General features: G+C 41.4%; 13 protein-coding genes. 3 read left to right on the forward strand and 10 right to left on the reverse strand.

Features of this window, described 5'->3' with window-relative positions:
- Positions 1 to 4: 4 nt before the first annotated feature.
- A complete protein-coding gene (locus IGI88_RS00375) occupies positions 5 to 802 on the reverse strand; it encodes an NAD kinase (RefSeq protein ID WP_301280263.1) in 798 nt (265 codons plus the stop codon).
- 5 nt (positions 803 to 807) lie between these two features.
- Positions 808 to 1,476, reverse strand: coding sequence for a GTP pyrophosphokinase (locus tag IGI88_RS00380; protein ID WP_005236729.1), 669 nt, complete (start codon positions 1,474 to 1,476; stop codon positions 808 to 810).
- 196 nt (positions 1,477 to 1,672) lie between these two features.
- On the opposite strand from IGI88_RS00380, the gene IGI88_RS00385 reads away from it, so the two are divergent.
- Positions 1,673 to 2,251, forward strand: a complete 579-nt coding sequence (locus IGI88_RS00385) for a CYTH domain-containing protein (RefSeq protein WP_429960085.1) — start codon at positions 1,673 to 1,675, stop codon at positions 2,249 to 2,251.
- Between the two features lie 105 nt (positions 2,252 to 2,356).
- Entirely contained in the window at positions 2,357 to 3,013 is a 657-nt protein-coding gene (locus tag IGI88_RS00390) for a DsbA family protein (RefSeq protein WP_008379746.1), read from the forward strand.
- A 135-nt stretch (positions 3,014 to 3,148) separates the two neighbouring features.
- Here IGI88_RS00390 and pepF read toward each other — a convergent pair whose 3' ends face one another.
- The 5 genes from pepF to IGI88_RS00415 all read right to left on the reverse strand — a co-directional run bounded on the left by pepF (position 3,149) and on the right by IGI88_RS00415 (position 9,770).
- The gene (pepF, locus tag IGI88_RS00395; RefSeq protein WP_400450048.1) at positions 3,149 to 4,966 is read right to left on the reverse strand and encodes an oligoendopeptidase F; all 1,818 of its coding nucleotides are present in this window, start codon (positions 4,964 to 4,966) and stop codon (positions 3,149 to 3,151) included.
- A 60-nt stretch (positions 4,967 to 5,026) separates the two neighbouring features.
- The gene (locus tag IGI88_RS00400; RefSeq protein WP_429960086.1) at positions 5,027 to 6,025 is read right to left on the reverse strand and encodes a competence protein CoiA; all 999 of its coding nucleotides are present in this window, start codon (positions 6,023 to 6,025) and stop codon (positions 5,027 to 5,029) included.
- Positions 6,026 to 6,126: 101 nt separating this feature from the next.
- Positions 6,127 to 6,777: an adaptor protein MecA gene (locus tag IGI88_RS00405; protein ID WP_400450045.1), complete on the reverse strand. Its 651-nt coding sequence runs from the start codon at positions 6,775 to 6,777 to the stop codon at positions 6,127 to 6,129.
- Between the two features lie 152 nt (positions 6,778 to 6,929).
- Entirely contained in the window at positions 6,930 to 7,328 is a 399-nt protein-coding gene (gene spxA, locus IGI88_RS00410) for a transcriptional regulator SpxA (protein WP_003127030.1), read from the reverse strand.
- 705 nt (positions 7,329 to 8,033) lie between these two features.
- Positions 8,034 to 9,770 (reverse strand): ABC transporter ATP-binding protein, encoded by a 1,737-nt coding sequence (locus IGI88_RS00415; RefSeq protein ID WP_429960087.1) that lies wholly within the window; start codon positions 9,768 to 9,770, stop codon positions 8,034 to 8,036.
- Positions 9,771 to 10,014: 244 nt separating this feature from the next.
- Between IGI88_RS00415 and IGI88_RS00420 the strand changes: the two genes are divergently transcribed.
- A complete protein-coding gene (locus IGI88_RS00420) occupies positions 10,015 to 10,749 on the forward strand; it encodes an HAD family hydrolase (protein WP_429960088.1) in 735 nt (244 codons plus the stop codon).
- A 46-nt stretch (positions 10,750 to 10,795) separates the two neighbouring features.
- On the opposite strand, the gene IGI88_RS00425 is transcribed toward IGI88_RS00420, so the two are convergent.
- The 3 genes from IGI88_RS00425 to IGI88_RS00435 are packed head-to-tail and all read right to left on the reverse strand — an operon-like array spanning position 10,796 to position 18,229.
- Positions 10,796 to 13,960: an SNF2 helicase associated domain-containing protein gene (locus IGI88_RS00425; protein ID WP_429960089.1), complete on the reverse strand. Its 3,165-nt coding sequence runs from the start codon at positions 13,958 to 13,960 to the stop codon at positions 10,796 to 10,798.
- A gap of 16 nt (positions 13,961 to 13,976) precedes the next feature.
- A complete protein-coding gene (locus tag IGI88_RS00430) occupies positions 13,977 to 17,105 on the reverse strand; it encodes an AAA family ATPase (protein WP_429960090.1) in 3,129 nt (1,042 codons plus the stop codon).
- 2 nt (positions 17,106 to 17,107) lie between these two features.
- Positions 17,108 to 18,229, reverse strand: a complete 1,122-nt coding sequence (locus IGI88_RS00435) for an exonuclease SbcCD subunit D (protein ID WP_005236763.1) — start codon at positions 18,227 to 18,229, stop codon at positions 17,108 to 17,110.
- Positions 18,230 to 18,277 lie beyond the last annotated feature (48 nt).

The raw sequence follows: 18,277 nt of genomic DNA on the forward strand, positions 1-18,277 counted from the left end.
GAGTTTATTCTTCTCCAATAAAGGAATCTTTGACACGATTCCAAAAATGCATATGCCGATAAGACGCAAAATGAATCCGTTCATCGGCAATCCGGTAATAGATTGCGTCGATTTCTTCTTGCTCGATGGTAAATTGATCAATCGTCACTAAATAGTCGGTACTTTGTTGCAGTTGCACTTTGACCCACTCGTGATGACCCACGACGATCGGTGATCCAAGTGTCCGAAAGACGCGATTGTTCAAAGAAGCAATCTCTGCTAATTGAAACGCATTGATACTTGGGTGCAATACTGCCCCACCAACACTTTTGTTATAGGCAGTTGAGCCGGTTGGCGTTGAGATCGAGAGGCCATCCCCGCGAAACTTTTCAAAGAGGTCTTCTTTAATAGAAATATCGGCAACCATGGTGCGATTGCCGCGTTTGATCGTTGATTCGTTCAATGCCAGGAAATGCTTGTCTGGTTTGCCATTTGCATAAGTGATTCGGACATCCAATAAAGGATAACTGACACTCTTTTGATGGTCATTGCATAAAGACTCTACCAATTCATCCAATTCATAGTCACGCCAATCTGTATAAAAGCCGAGGTGTCCCGTATGGACCCCTAAAAATTGTACTTGGTCTAACTTATGGTTGAACAAGTGAAAAGCAGAAAGAAGCGTACCATCTCCACCAACAGAGATCACTAATTCAGGGTTCTCTTGATCGATCTTGTTTTCAGACTGCTCCAGGAGGACAGTTAAACGCTTCGTCACTTCTACTGACTTGCTTTCTTGATTATGGACGATTGCCACGCGGATGCCTTTCATTCTGATTCCTCCTTCGGCAACTTGGGCGTGTCATGTCCGCCGCGTTTGCCTTTCCCATGAGAAAACAACCGCTGTGCCTCTTGGATCTCTTCACGAATATTAGACATCTCTTCATCTAGCTGGTAGGCTGCTTCTGCCGAACGTCGTAGTCGCTCGCTAATTTCATCGGGAAATTCCCCTTGGTATTTGTAGTTCAATGAATGTTCAATCGTTGCCCAAAAGTTCATCGCCAGTGTACGAATTTGTACCTCTGCTAAGATAATTTTTTCTCCATCGATCAATTGAACTGGATACTCGATCACCAGATGATACGAGCGGTAACCACTGACTTTTTTATTGGTAATATAGTCACGTTCAATAATGACTTTCATGTCTTTACGTGTCCGCAACAGTTCAACGACTTGGTGAATGTCTTCCACAAACTGACACATGATTCGCAAACCGGCGATGTCAGACATTTCTTCTTCAAGACGATCCAGTGCGATTCCTCGTAATTTGCTTTTTGTTAAAATGCTATCTACTGGCTTGACACGCCCCGTGACAAATTCAATGGGAACATGTTTGTTTTGTTCCCGATATTGTTTTCTTATGCCTCTTAATTTTACTTTTAATTCTGAAACCGCCTGTTCATAAGGCGCTAAGAATTCTTCCCAATCTCGAATCATTCTTCTCCCTCGATTCTGTTCATAACATACCTCTTATTCTACCATACTCTTGGAATAAAACTGAATGGACAGAAGTGCAGAAACAAAAGATTTTTTTGTCTGCCCCAATCGTTTCCGCTTTTCTTTGTTTAGTTTCTTTGACGGAATAGCTGAAACAGCGTACACTATGTTTGCAATAGAAAGAGAGTGAAAATCAATGGTCGAACAAGTAGAGATTGAATATAAAACAATGTTGACGGAAAAAGAATACCACCAGTTGCTTGCTTATTACAAATTGTCAGAAAAAGCCTTCAAGACGCAAACCAATTATTACTTTGATACGCAAGACTTTAAACTGCGAGAAAAGCATTTTGGCTTACGCATTCGCACGACTCCTACCAATGCAGAATTAACGCTAAAGACCCCCATTGAACACGGTCTGTTAGAAACGACTGATCCTTTGACAATCGAAACCGCAGCGTCATTGATCGCGTCAGAAAAAATTTTAAAAACAGGTGTGGTTGCTCAACGCTTAAAAGCAGCGAATATCGAACCTGATTCATTACACATGATCGTAGCATTAAAAACGAAACGGGCGGAATTTCCGATCAATGAAGGATTACTTGCTTTGGATGAAAGCTGGTATGGTCAACAGCATGATTATGAGTTAGAGCTAGAAGTCAGTGAGCCAATTCAAGGAGAACTTGCCTTTCAATCGTTATTGCATTCTTTTGGTGTTCCTTACCGACCAGCAAAAAACAAGATCATTCGAGCCGTTGAAGAAAAATCATTGTAGGATGCCCTTTTGCTTACTTTTTTCGCGTTTTTTTGCTATATTTAATAAAACATACTTATTTTGTTTTTCAAGTTACTCAAGAATCTTAATTGGGGAGAGATTCAAATGATCGAACTTTTTTTATTTATTAATCCGATTGGGCCTATTTGTTATGATATCGAAAAGGAGATTCTCAACAAATTAAACACGAGCCGCAAAAAAATCCATTTGCAGATCCTGCCTTTCGTTAACTTGTTTTCCGTAGGTGTTTCAATGGACTATTTGTCCATGAATAAGGCGGATTTGGTCTTGCGAAATGAACAGACCAACCAAATCTATGCTGCGTCATTGGATTATAAAGCAGCCCAGTTGCAAGGAAAAAAAATTGCTCGGGATTTCTTATTGAAATTGCAACAACGGATAGGGATCGAAAAACAGGAATATTGTGACACCTTAGTGAAAGATCTATTTTCAGAAACGAATGGTGATTTAGAGATGTTCCTAGAAGATCGTACATCTGAGTTAGTGAAAAAGAACTTTGCCACCGATCAGAGGGTAGCGAAAGACATGGGCATCACGATCACACCTTCTGCTGTGGTGTATGATTTTTCAAGTGAAGAAGAATATGGGGTCCTTTTAGAAGGATCAGAGGAACTGAGAAGTCTTCCTCTCGTCTGTGGTACAGCAACAGAACTCGATACATTTATGCAAAAAGCTCAGTCTTTGAAAGCACCAAAACTTTCCACTATTCATGAAATTGATCGAGGGTTGATTCTTTTATGAAACCCTATTCAATAGCGACGCTGCGCAGCGAGCCAAACGATGATCTTGTGTTTGGCTCGCTGCGCAGCGTTTTTCATTGCGGGAGGAACAAAAAAACAAACCAATCCTTTTCGGACTGGTTTGTACTCTTTTCAATTATGCTTCGATTTCTTTTACGAGTTCTTCCAATTCATTCAAGCGTTGCTCAAATACTTTCATTGCATCTTCAATATAATCTGCTTTCGTCATATCTACGCCTGCTTTTTTCATGACTTCGATTGGATAATCACTACGTCCGGCTTTCAAATAGTTCAAATAGTTAGTTAAGGCATCAGGTTCGCCAACTAAGATTTTCTTCGCCAAAGCAGAAGCTGCCGAAAAACCAGTTGAATATTGATAAACATAGTAATTGTAATAGAAATGCGGAATGCGTGACCACTCAAGACGAATCTCCGGATCTTTTTCAACTGATGGTCCGTAGTATTTTGCATTTAACTCGGCATAGTTCTCGCTTAAGAATTCACTGGTCAACGGCGTTCCTTTCGCATCTTCCACGTGCATGAAGTGTTCAAACTCGGCAAATTGCGTTTGACGGAAAATCGTTCCTTTGAATCCATCAAGAAAATGATTCAAGACATAGGCTTTGACCCGCGGATCAGTCTCAGTCTGAAGCATGTATTCCGTTAAAATATTTTCATTCGTGGTTGAAGCGATTTCTGCTAAGAAGATCGAGTAATCCCCATAGGCATAAGGCTGGTTACTCCGTGTGAAGTAACTATGCACACTGTGTCCCATTTCATGAACGAGGGTAAAGAGTTGATCCAATCGATCATTCCAGTTCATTAAGATATAAGGCAGTGTGTCATAAGCACCTGAAGAATAGGCACCACTGCGTTTGCCTTTGTTTTCAACGACATCGATCCACCGATTGCTGAAGGCTTCTTCAACTACAGCTAGATACTCTTCCCCTAATGGTTTTAACGCTTCTTTCGCTTTTTCGACTGCTTCTTCATAGGTATAGCGAATCGGTGCTTCCCCTAAAATCGGCGTGTACACATCATACATATGAAGCGTGTCGACAGCCAACAGGCGTTTTCTTAATGCCATATATCGGTGTAATAATGGCAAATGCTGATTAACGACGTCCACTAAGGTATCATAGACACTTTCAGGAATATGATTGGCACTCAAAGCGGCTTGGCGTGCCGAGTCGTATTTACGGGCTTTGGCTTTAAAGTTATGGGCTTTGATATTCGTACTTAAGGTTTGGGCAAAGGTATTGCGGAATTGTTCATAGACGCCATAGAGACCTTTAAAGGCCGCTTCCCGAACAGACCGATCCGTGCTTTCCATCAACTCACCGTATACACCATGAGATAGCTGTACTTTTTCCCCGTTTTCGTCTTCAACTACTGGAAAATCCAAATCAGCATTGTTTAAAACAGAAAAAATGTTGCCGGATGCTCCAAAAATTTCGCCTGCTCCAGCCAATAGCGCTTCTTGATCGGCAGGCAAAACATGGGGCCGCTCGTTAATAGTTTTTTCGATCATATGACGATAAACAGCTAGTTTCGGTTCTTGATCGAAATAGCCCCAAATCGTTTCATCGGACATCGTCAATAATTCGGGATCAAACCAAGCAACGGCTTCACTTACTTGCGCAACTAAACTGCTGGCTTTCGCATATAAGCCTTGATAAGTCGTATTAGCGGTATCTTGATCATTTTTTAAATGACTGTAAACATACAGTTTCTCTAAACGGCGAGAAAGATCTAAGACAAATTCTAAAGCGGATAGGAAGGCTTGTGGCCCATCTGCTAAAGTGCCTTGGTAACTGCTAGCTTCTTTGAGCTGTGCTTGGATTTCTTGAAATTCTATGTCAAAAGCCGCATCATCGGCATAGATTTTCGTTAAGTCCCACGTTTTTTCGACTGGAATCGATTCACGTGCTGGTAATTGTTTTGTTTCTGACATTCCCTTCACTCCTTGTTCATTGGTTAAAAATATCTTATCACACTTTTCAACGAAACCAAATCATTGGCTTGAAAAAGAAACCGAATTTTCTAAATATTGGCATTCTTGAAAGATTTCTCTCAATATTTCTCTTTGATCAAGCAAAGGAAAGCACCATTGCCAATGCAGCTTCCTCAACTGAATCAACCACTGTTCAAAACTAATGGGACATTCACTTAAATAGAGAAAGCGAAAAATCAGTATGTGGTGTTCAAATAAAAAGCCAAACCGACTTTCACAATAGCACCAAAGAGGCAACTGTGAGACATTCCCATTCAACGGGTATACTATTTCTTGAATCTCTCTGATTTTAGGCAGTCTGTTTCGCAGTTTTCGAATCACCCACAAACGATAATCGACCGCTACCCATTCAATAGAATGGTGGGTATCTGATTCATCTGCTTCGTACAAAGGTCGAAGTGTCTCTTTCTTGTAAGGCTCCCCTTTTTGTATAGCGCTTCGTCGACTGATTACCCCTTCTTGATAGTGCCATTTGATTTGGTGCAGCCGCACCAATGCCTGATTTCGCGTATCAATGAGCCACAAGCAAAAGCCAGTAGACTGATAAGTACAGCAAGCTTTTGCCAAAAGCGACCATTGGCGTTTCGGATACATTTTGGTCCCTAGGATCCACCAAGGCTGATAACCATTTGCTAAATAAGTGCTGGTTCGTTCCAGAAATCGTGAAAACTTGAGTGAAGAACACTGGACTTCAACGGCAATATTTTTGTAACAGAGATCAGGTCGCTGCTGAAGTTGCGGCAAGTAGGCTTCAAGTTCAATATCCATCTCTTGATACCATTCAAACAAAAGTTGTTTTGCTTCCAAGTGCTCCTTCGTCTCCCCTTCACTGTATGTCTGACAATCAGTGGTGGCTTGATGGGCAAAGTGGGATTGTCGCTTAAGTCCTTGCCTCAAAATCACTTCTTTCTGACAGCCTGGGCAATAAAAAGGGCCCGAGGATTTCTTTGCCCCTTTCGCTAGGATGACTTCTTTTCTTTGGTTCAACGCTTTCAACATCTGGCTCACCTCAATAAGAGGTACGCCAGATTCGTCAAACACAATTAAAAAAAGCCAAAAACATTGTCAAAATGTCCTTGGCTGGAAATGAATTTCATTCATTAATCATTCTTGAAGTAGAAACGAGTCAATTCAAGTGCATCGTTTTCCATGATCAACTGACCATATTCAGATAAAACCTCTGGCGTCACTGATGTCCGTTGGGCAAATTCCATCAAATAAGAAAGTGCATTTTCCACTTCAATATCAGTAACCTCTGCATCCATGAATCGAATTTCAATATAATAATGGTTACCCATTTGGTAAAGATTGGTTGCAACGGAATCCAAATATACTTCGGATGCCAATTGAATCATATCTTCGAATCGCAACAACTCGAATACAAAACGATTGCCGATTTCTTCTGCTTGCTCTGACTCTTGTAATTGAGCCGCCACATGTTTTTTCAACATATCGGTAATGTCTTCATTCGCTTCATCGTTCATCTCATCAAAATTTTCCATTCCTTCTGGTGGAAGATTTTTGCTAATAAACAATTCTAACCCATCGCCTTTAGGCAAGACTTGGAAAGTTACAGCTTCACTGCCTTTAAATTCTTCGTCAATATCAACTTCTTCAAGAATACTGTAAAAGAAGTTTTCAATTTCATTGTGATTTCCTAGAAGGTCAAGAAAAGTGATGCCTCTCGCAGCTAAGTCTTCACTTTTGATCAATACACGAATGGTGTTCTCATTGATATGTTCCATTTCCATATTAGCTACACCTCACTTTTGCTACTCACTATAGGTTCATTGTATCGAAACCTGATAAAAAGTAAAGAGAAAACGAATATCCTCTTAAGAAAAACGTAAAAACTCAAAAAAAGACTCACTTTCTACGAGAAAGCGAGTCGATGAAGTCAAATTTATAAGCCTGCCATTAATTGCGCTTGTCTTAGTTCCAGTTGGCGAACATCCCTAGGTAAGAACCGACGAATTTCATCTTCGTTAAACCCAACTTGCAATCGTTTTTCATCGATCATAATTGGCCGACGCAATAATCCTGGATTTTCTTGAACAAGTGTCAATAAATCTTTTAGGGGCAGGTCATCTAGATCCATATTCAACTTTTGGAATACTTTGGATCTGGTGGAAATAATTTCTTCTGTGCCATCTTCTGTCATTTGTAGAATTGCCTTAAGCTCAGAAATATTTAACGGTTCTGAAAAAATATTTCTTTCAACAAAAGGGATTTCGTGCTCTTGTAACCACGCACGAGCTTTGCGACAAGATGTGCAACTTGGGGAAGTGTATAGTGTCAACAACGTGCATCTCTCCTTTTTAATTTTCAATCAAGCAAGTCCTGTTCCCTCGCTTGATTTCAATTATACAGGTTTAACTAAAAAAAATCTAGTCTAAATCTCATATTTTTTAATAAAACTCGAAAGTTATATTAAAAGCGAAACCTTTTAGGCAAAAGGTTTCACTCAAAAAGTTTATTTTTAAATGAGAAAAATCAAATTTTTTTTTAATATTACTTCTTTTATACAACAGTGTGTCAAAGGTGTATCAAAAAGATGTCAGAATATTAAAATACTCTTTTAGTTGAATCCCGCGTTTTTTAATTTCCCCTCTGTAATTACATGTGTAATCAAAAAAATGGAGAAAAAAACCAAGTCCATGGCTCAATCGTTTTCAAAGGAAAAATTTCACGATCCCTTGTTGCCTTGGAAACGACAGGGCTACAATAAAAATATATGTTATTTTTTCCAGAGAAGATTCTCAACCAATGTCTTCATTCTTGATTCCATTGTATCACATTCCTTTTTAATCAGAAAACCATACAAGCATTTCTGTCATAATCGACAATAAAACAGTAGGAGAAATGAATATCTGCTTATAAATGAAAAGGGTTTCTCACAAAAATTTAGTGAAAAACGATCAACCTAAGAAACCCGTCTTTTATGCTTTTTCCTGACAAAGTATAAAAAGACTAGTGCTTTCTTGGATTGATCGTTCATTTCTTTCTTCTAAGGGAGAGAAGGTTCTCCATCACGAGCGAATTGCGCATCATGCAATGCGCGATAATGTCCCTTTTTCGCCATCAAATCTTCATGGGTCCCCTCTTCTAAGATGCCTTTATCACTAACGACAATGATGCGTGTCGCATGTTTGATCGTTGCGAGGCGATGGGCAATGATCAAGGTTGTACGGCCATCTGCCAAAGAATTCAATGACTCTTGAATCACTTGCTCGGTTTCCGTATCCAACGCTGATGTTGCTTCATCCAATATCAAAATCGGCGGGTTTTTTAAGAACATCCGAGCAATCGCTACCCGCTGCTTTTGACCACCGGATAATTTGACTCCTCGTTCACCGATGACCGTATCTAACCCATCCGTCATTTGATCGATGACCTTTTCTAAGTGTGCTAATTTGACTGCCTTTAAAATCTCTTCTTCTGTTGCATCAAGTTTGCCATAAGCAATATTTTCTCGAATCGTTCCCGGGAAAAGAAAGACATCTTGCTGCACAGTCCCAATCTGCTGACGTAAAGAAGCCAGGGTCATCTCCTGAATATTGATGCCGTCAATCGTAATGGCGCCTTCAGTGACTTCATAAAAACGCGGCAACAAGTTGCATAACGTGGTTTTCCCTGAGCCACTTTGCCCGACGAAGGCGATCGTCTCGCCAGCTTTGATCGATAAATCGATGTGATTCAAGACTTTCGTCGCATCCGCATAGGAAAAAGAAACATCTTGGTAGACGATATCCCCTTTTAATGATTGAACAACCCGTGCCCCTGGTTTGTCTTTGATCGTCGGTTCTTTATCCAATTCTTCGGTCAATCGTTTGAAGCCAGCGATGCCTTTCGGATAGCTTTCAATCATCGTATTGACCTTCTCAATTGGTCTAACAAAGACATTCGATAATAAAATAAACCCTACAAACTGGCCATTCGTCAGTTCACCACGAATCACGTAGTAAGCACCAAAAATCAGAGCAAACAAGTTGATCAAGCGAATCAGAAAGTAATTATACGCTGAGCTGATCGCCATTACCTTATAAAAAAGGATCTTCGATTGCCGATAGATTTCGCTCAATCCATCAAAGCGTTTATGTTCGAACGTTTCATTAGCAAACGATTGGGTCACTCGAATGCCGCTAACAGATGCTTCCACTCCGGCGTTGAACTCACCGAGGTTGTCATAGATCTGTGTATTGACTTTGGTCATTTTCTTATTGAAAAAAACCAAGGCAATCGTAATCAATGGAATCAACGCAAATGTCGCTACCGCTAATTGAACGTGCATATTCAACATCAATAGGAATGCCCCCACCAAAGTCATAATGGTAATAAAAACATCTTCTGGCCCATGGTGAGCGACTTCAGAGATTTCAAAGAGATCCGTGGTCAAGCGACTGATCAGCTTGCCGGTCTTTTGATTGTCATAATATTCAAAAGATTGGGTCTGCAGATGTCGAAACAGTTCTTGACGCATATCTGTCTCAATATTGACCCCAAGTTTATGACCATAAAAAACCACGATATATTGCAACACAGTATTGATCACATAAAACAAGAACAAGCCTAAGCAAGCCAATAGTATCAAGCGAAAGTTGTTCTGGGGCATGATCTTATCGATTACTTGGTTGACGGCAACGGGAAAGGCCAGTTCTAATAAACCAGCAAATACCGCACAAGTAAAATCTAGCATAAATAGTGACCGATACGGTCGATAATAACGAAAAAACCTTTTTAACACATTTCCCCCTCCTCAATAGCTATCATTATAAGCAACTCTCAGTAGAAATGCAAAATGAGAAACATGTGAAAATGGGTAAAATTCACTATAATTTTGAAAACCTATAAAGACGCGGATTTCTAAAAACAGTAAATAAAACCTTTATTTTACAGGAATTTCCCTCTTTTTTTTACAGGAATAATGGCTTATGATTGATTCGAAAACAAACTGAAAATTTTCACTAATTCTGAAAGGCGTGTCTTTTTTGATCACTAGTATTCTTTTTGATGTCGATGATACCTTATATGACCAGCAACAACCATTTCACAATGCCGTAACCTCATGTTTCCCAAAAATAGCCCACAAAGATTTAACTGCTCTTTACTTACGGTTTCGGGTGCACAGTGATGAGCAGTTTGGACGGGTATTGGCAAATGAATGGACGCTAGATCATTTTCGTTATTTTCGACTGACCCATTCATTAACGGATTTAGGGTACTTACCTATTACAATAGAAGAAAGCTGTAAGTTTCAGCTGTGTTATGAACAAGAACTAGATGCTATCACGCTACATCCAAAAGTTGAGTCAACCTTGAGTTATTTGTCCAAATTGCCAATCAAATTAGGAATTATTACTAACGGTCCCACCGACCACCAACAAAAGAAGTTGAATCAGTTGCAACTGACTCGATGGATCAAACCAGAGCATATGATCATTTCACAAGCAACCGGTTATCAGAAACCAGAGCTAGAAATTTTCCAATTGGCAGAAACCGCCTTTGCTCTTGATCCAGAAACAACACTGTACGTAGGTGACAACTTTGATAATGATGTAGTGGGCTGCAAAAAAGCCGGTTGGCAAGCCTTGTGGTTCAATCATCGTCTTCGTCAGGCGCCTAATGGATTGGAAGATTTGCCCGATGTGTCGATCACTGCTTTCTCGCAGCTCCAAGAAAGTATTGACGCCCTCTTGCAGCTTCCTGCATACGCCTATAACTAAAAAACATGGACCTTCGCTTCAAGCGGGTCCATGTTTTTTTGAATGCTTAATGTTCTTCGCCGATACTCAAAATTAAGCGAATATCTTCTTCGGTCATTTGTTGAAGCTGGGTTTCATTGCCTTGAATCACTTTTTGGAAAAGCTCACGTTTTTCTTGTTGCAATGCATCCATTCGTTCTTCAATGGTTCCTTCGGCGATCATTCGCCAGACTTCGACTACATTTTTTTGACCAATCCGATGGGCTCGTCCAGCGGCTTGTTCTTCCACTGCTGGGTTCCACCATAAATCGTATAAAATCACTGTATCTGCACCAGTCAGATTTAGTCCAGTTCCTCCTGCTTTTAATGAGATCAAGAAGACATCTTTTTCGCCACTATTAAAAGCATTGACCATCGTCAAACGATCTTGCGGCGGTGTGCTGCCACGCAAATAGAAGGATTCAAACCCTTCCTGGGCTAATTCTTCTTCAATAATCGAAAGCATACTGGTGAACTGAGAAAATAGCAGGACACGACGGCCATTTTCTTTGGCTGCTAAGAGTAAATCTTTGACCTGCTCAAGTTTCCCAGAAGACCCTTCGTAGTCCTCCACGAATAATCGAGGGTCACAGCAGATTTGCCGTAGACGAGTCAAGCCAGCTAAAATACTGATCCGATTTTTGCGGAAAGACGTAGAATCCATTTGCGCGATTTCTTCTCGCATTTGTCGCAAATACGCCAAATAAATTTTCTTTTGTTCCTCTGTTAGGACACTGTAATAATTTGTTTCCAGCTTTTGCGGTAAATCATGTAACACAGATTTTTTATCTCTTCGCAAAATGAAGGGTTTGATCATTTTTGCAATTTCCTGTGTAGATAGTTCCTTAAATTTCTGCTTGTTGGGGAAAAAGCCTGGCATAATCATTTGGAACAAGGACCACAATTCTTCTAAATTGTTCTCGATCGGTGTGCCACTGAGGGCGAACCGCTGCGGAACTTCCAAGGATCGCAATGCCTGTGCCGTTTTGGTCGCGCTGTTTTTGACCATCTGTGCTTCATCTAAAATCAAACACGATAGCTCTAGTGCTTGATAGGCATCAATGTCCTGACGCAAGCTTGCATACGAAGTAATTCGGACGTCCGCTGATTGCGCCATCTGCGCTTCTCGCTCTTCTTTCGTTCCACTGATGACAGTCGCTGAAATTGAAGGTGCGAACCGTTTGATTTCTTGCTGCCAGTTGAATGTTAGACTGGCTGGCGCCACGATCAACGCATTCAATTTTTGATGCTCTTGTTTCTCAGAAAGCAAATAGCTAATGGTTTGGACGGTCTTCCCTAACCCCATTTCATCAGCAAGAATGCCGCCAAATTGATAATGGCTCAACATTTTTAGCCAACGAAAGCCAACTTCTTGGTACTGCCGCAACTCAGCATGCAAGTTGTCTGGCAACTGTGCCTCAAAGTTTTCTGGATGGATCAAATCTTTCGTCATTTGCTGAAAGCCTGTGCTAAAACTCGCTTGATCGGCAAACTGTTCTTGCAGTAATAGCCCTTGATTCAATGGGACTTGGATTGCCCCGTTTTTCGTATCTAACGAGAGCCGCAATTTTTTGAGGGCAGCACTTGCTTCTTGAAACTCTTCCGACTCCAGCGAAAGAACTTGCCCATTTTCTGTGGTATAAAATTGCGCAGATTGCAACAGACTCCGCAAAACATCGTTGATCTCTGATTCTTGAATGCCGCTAACATCAAACTTGATATCCAACCAAGAACCATTCTCTTCAATCACGATTTCTGGTCGATGATGCTGGGCATCAAGGTAGAGTTCCCGCAGCTTCTTGCCGATCCGCACTTCCCCTAATTGTCTCAAGACCGGGATCTCTCTCGTAAAAAAGGTATAGAGTTGCTCACCTAGTGGTAGATTTTTTTGCCAATTTTTGCTGCTGGCTTGATAGCCAAAGGTTTCAATAATGGCTTCGATCCGTGCTTCTTGTTGGAAATCACGTAAAATCTCTGGATGATTTTCTGGCATGTATTGATGTTTTTCATCACTTGAAAAAACGACTTCTCCATAAGTAAAATCAACTTGTAGATCTACTTGACCTTTGATTTTCCGCAAGGAGAAAACTGCTTTCAATTCAGATTCTTCGATGTCATTTTGAACCTCAGGAGCCACTTGGACACGCCCAATTTTTCGCAAATAAGGCAAAACTTTCATAAAGAGATTCGCCAGCTCTTCTTTTGGATAATCAATGATTGGCTGTTCAAAACGTTTAAACAGCTGCTGCATCGTGACATAGATCTCCTTTTGCTCGACAGTCAATTCATAAAATGTTCCGTCCAACAGCCCCCAGTTATAATAACTAAGTAAGTGGTCGAAGTCTTTTACGAACAGCAGCGGAAAATGATCCGCTTCTTTTGTAACTGAAAACGTCAATGGTTCCCCCGATTGGAAGTCTACTTGGCTGACCTTGGTTTCACCAATGGTGATTTGCGTGTAGACATCATTGAATTGCAATAGCAGTTCCTTGCCGAATTCAACGGGCAGCAGCAAGTATTTTTTGTCAAGTTTGCCATTGATTTGAATGCCCGCTTGCCCCATTAATTGTTGGGTTTGCGCGATTCCTGTCAATCGATTCAATAAAGCTCGATTTTTCTCATCAAAAGCATCCGCAGAAAGCAAAAAGGTCTGTTGCTTATTGGCCGCATAGTGCTTGTTCTCTTGATACATCTGTAAAAATTTGTAAATGTTTTTGACGACATAGGTCCTGGCCGTGCCGCGATGCCCGACCTTCAAAGAGACCCCTAAAATATCCATCTCTTGGTGATAAGGATTTGTCGCAATCGTATCTACCCGAAATTCAATCTGTAATGGTTTACTCGCTTCTTTTTCGCTGTCTAAGCGGGCAAAACCATTGGAAAACATCTCTGAAGCAGAAAAGGCTTTTTTGATGGGGGTTTGTTCATTGATTTTTCGTGTTTTTCCTTGTTGGCGTAAATAGAGTTCGACGGCCACCGTATGTTTGCAATAATGATGTTCTTCCCAATAGGGACATTGGCAATAATCCACTTCTTTGGCAGTAGCATCCAAAGTAACTAAATACAATTCTGTTCCGAGTACTTCTGCATGCCACACATTTTTCTCTTTATCCGGGGTGACAGACAAGACACGGCCTTCATTAAGATACGTTCTCCCCCGCTCGATTACTTTTTCTGGAATACTCCACTTCATAAGAGCCCTCCTCTCCTTATTCTTTTATTCGGATCCGGCTTTGCCCGCTGCCGTTGGTTTCTACGAAAACTTGCTGCAGGATCCTTGCCCGCAGTTCTCGAACATGACTGATGATCCCAATCATGCGCCCTTCATTTTCGATCATTTCTAATGCTTCCATCGCCATTTCCAATGATTCTTCATCAAGCGAGCCAAACCCTTCATCGATGAAAAGTGCTTCGATCTCAATCCCGCCAGCTCGTTGCTGGATCACATCTGCTAAAGAGATTGCTAACGCTAAGGCTGCAATAAAGCTTTCACCGCCTGACAGTGTATGTGCTCTTCTGACTTGACCGGCATTATCGTCATAGATGTCAATTTCTAAGCCTGTTGAGCTTCGATAGCTCCCAACTTTATCCGCTAATTCAAATTGATAGCGGCCACGGGTCAAACGGGACAAGCGTTCATTGGCGACTTCTAAGATCTCCGTCAAAAATTGTTGCAACACATACCGTTCCAAGCTGGTTTTCTTCGTGTTTTCGCCATTGATGGTTTCTGCCAACTGTTGGAGTTGGCCTAATTGGGCAAGTTCTTCGACATTTTTCTGATAAATGGCTTGCAACTCGTCAAATAACCGTTGATTGCTGTTGACCTTCTCCTGTTTGCGAACCGTTTCTTGCTGTAATTCCTCCATCACAGTCTGCAACTGAAGGTAGGTCGTTTCCAATTGGATTAAATCCATTGCCGCCTGCTCTTTTAATTGGGTATCTAGCAATATCAGACGCTGTTGAACAAACGCCGTTTCTTGCTCATAGGTTTTGATTTCTTCTGTCAGAAGGGTTGTTTGAGGAGCTTGGGCAATCAATTCCCGCATTGCTTCTTCAGTCATCGCTGCTTCTTGCAATCGTTGCATCAGCCGTTGTTCTGCTTTCGCCTTGGCGGCTTGCTTTTCTTCGAAAAATTGTTGTACATTCTTCAACTTCTCTGAAAGGATCGCTTGCTGCTCTTTGATCTGTGCTTCTTGCCGTGCATCCGCCTCGATTTGTTGCGTATATTCCCTTAGTAAAAGATGAATTGACGTTAAATCGGCTTGTAGTTGTTGGTAAGTAGCACCAGCAAGTTGTTCTTGCAAAGAGGCCAATTTTCCTGCCGCAAGTTGGCGCGCTTCCTCGGCCTTTTTTGCTTGCTCACTGACTTGCTGATAGGATTCATCTAACTTTGTCAATTGCCCCTTTACTGCCTGATATGTTTTTTGCGCTGCTTCGTAAGAGGAGGCTTTTTGCTGATTGATAGATTGTCGTTTTTTTAATTCCTGTGCAATCGTTTCTTCAGTAAGCTTCTCTTGCGTTTCGAAAGGCTGTAACCTAGCGTATGCCTGCTGAACGTCGTTCCAAGCAGCAGCCGCTTGCTTTTCCGCCGAAACGCTTGTCGCTTGCCATTCATTGATCCGCAATAACGCTTGTTCTTGAAGCGTTTGATTTGCCGATACCTGCTGTTGGACTATCGTCAATTTTTCTTGCATTTGCTCAAGTCTTTGCTCACTCGCAAGAATGTCCTCAATGGGATAGGTCGTATGCTCCTGTGCATTCGGATGATCCAAGGATCCGCAAACCGGACAGGGTTCATTTTCTTCCAGTAAAAGGCGAAGCCGCGCAATTTGCATTCGAGCATTTTGACTGGTTTCTTGTTTTAGCGTTTTTTGCAGCTCCAGCAAGGATGCTGTCAATTGCTGTTGTTCAAGGACTAACTCCGAATGAATTTGTTGCTGTTCCCCTGCTTTTTGTTCTGCTTCACGAACCAGTGCCTTTGCTTGTTGCCATTTTTCAATTAGCAATTGTGTTTCAGCTAGTTTTAATGCTTCTGTTTGAAATGTTCTTAACGTTTCAATTTTTTCTACCAGTTGCTGCTCTTGTGTTTTGGTGTTAGCAAGCACTTGAGTAATTTTGGTCAATTTGCCCGTTTGCTGCTGTGCTGCTTTTTCCTGCTGTGCCACTTCTTCTCGCTGCTTTTCTGTGCGTTGCGCCAATGGAATCTGCTGCTGGATCTGTTGGCTTCTTTGATTGGCAGCTTCATGCTTTTTCTTAGTCTCTTCGATCAACGGTCTTTGTTCTTTCCAGCTTACTTGTTGCCGCTGAACATCTTGCAACAGCTGCTTCGTTTCGTCGATTTGCTGTGCTGCTTGCTGCGCTTCATTTACGCGTTCTTCTTTTTGCTGCATGATTTCTTGATGTTCAAGCGCCCACACAAGTTGGGTCAATCGTGCTTTTTTTTGATCGATCTCGTTTTTTTGGGCATTCAACAGTTGTGCTTTTTCTTGTAGTTCTTGCCATTCGATCCGAGCATTTTCGATTTCTTTTGCACGGTAAAAGGCATCTTGCGCAGCTTTCATTTCTTGCGTTGCCTTGTCTTTTCTCTGCAATAACTTTTGAAGTTGAATCTGTTGTTTCTCTAAATCTTGCGCCCATAAAGTCAGACATTCCGCAACCGTTAAAACTTCTTGCACTTCTTCCCATTCAAAACGCTCCATGATCTGCGAAGCGACTAGTTGCTGATGTTCAAGCTTTCTACTTTGTGCTTTGACTTGCTCTTTTAGCCATTCATTAAATTGCTGGTACATTTCTGTACCAAATAGATTTCGTAAAACCCGTTCTTTCTCGTTACTACTGGCAATCAGAAAATTACGAAATTCTCCTTGCGGCAACATCATGATTTGAAAAAACTGTTTTGCATCCAGCTGCAGCAGATCCTTGATAAACGCATCAACTTCTGTCCGTTTACTGATCTGCTTTTTCTCTTTGCCATCGGCGTCAAAAATCGTCAATTGAACTTTTGCCGTTTGGTTAGTGACACCGTCACCACGTTTTTTTGCTAACGTCTGTTCCGGTTTCCGTTGGATCTGGTAGGTAAAACGCTGATGTTCAAAAGTAAACGTGACGCTGGTCTCTTCGGTTGGTGAAGCAAACATCGATCGCATTTCTTTGCCTGAGCGCAGATTCCCCGATGTTTCACCGAACAAGGCAAACGTCATTCCATCGAAAATAGTCGTTTTTCCTGCACCAGTTTTGCCGCTGATCAAAAACAACCCGCCAGCTTGCAGCTGACTAAAATCCAATTTTTCATCAATGAATGGACCAAAATTTTTCATTTGTAAAGACTTCGGTTGCATGACTATTCCCTCTTTTCCACGACAAATGCTTCATTTAATCCTTGTTCGATCCATTTGGTTTGTGAATCGAGCAATGAATCACCCGTCATTTCTTGAAAAAAATGACTGATCAAGGTCTGCGGATCGGTTTCTCGTGTCGTTAGCTGTCTTTTTTTCGTCTGTTCTCGTCCATTCAACCGTTCGACAGACAAAATAAATGGATAGATTTTTCGCAACTGATTCATCATATTTGGAATCACAGCACGATCCGTCAGCAGAAAATGCCAAAACGCCTCACGATCCAGATCACGGTAAAAAACCGGATCGATCAACTCCTCAAAGGACGCCGTCAGCTGCTGGATATCCCTTTTTGGTGTCAGTGGAATAAATTCATTGGTATCTTTTACGGTATCAATAAGATAGATCCCTTTTTGGTTCGTCCGTTCAGAAAGGGAAAATTTCAGTGGTGAGCCGCTGTACCCGATCTTTGGGTGTTTGAGAGCCGTATTGGCATGTAAATGGCCTAAAACAACCCGATCAAAAGGCGCAAAAGCGGTGGTCGGTACGCTGTCCAATCCGCCAACTTGAATTTTTGTTTCTGAATCTGTTTGGCTAGAACCCGCCACAAAAAAATGGGTCACTAGCACTTGCTTTTTGGACGAGTCAAAGTTCTTGGTCATCTCCTCAATGACTCTTTGGACACTATCAGAAATCTTCATTAATGGTTCATCAAAAAACAAGCGGGCCTCGATGGGTTCGAAATACGGTAGTAAAAAGAATTGTGTATCGTCAAACTCAACCGGGTGCAAACTTTGTTCGATGCTGGTGGACAGGTAAAAGCGTGTTTGTTGAAACCACTGACTGCCGGTTTCTAAACGAGTTGGACTATCATGATTTCCTGAGATAGCCAATAATGGCAGTTCATTCGTTAAATTGATTTCAGCGATTTTTTCATTTAGTAATTTGACTGCATCAACAGCAGGAACCGAACGATCATAAAGGTCCCCCGCAATGACGATGGCATCGACCTTTTCTGCTCTTGCTAGCGCTATGATTTGATCAATGATTGCTCGTTGGTCTTCCAGCAGATCATAGCCATGTAGTTTTTTTCCGATGTGCCAATCAGCTGTATGTATAAAGCGCATTTCTTCACCTTCTTAAAAAATATCCTTCCAATCATTATACCACTTTCC

The organism is Enterococcus sp. AZ179 (genome assembly GCF_050498885.1).
Lineage (GTDB): Bacteria > Bacillota > Bacilli > Lactobacillales > Enterococcaceae > Enterococcus_D > Enterococcus_D entomosocium.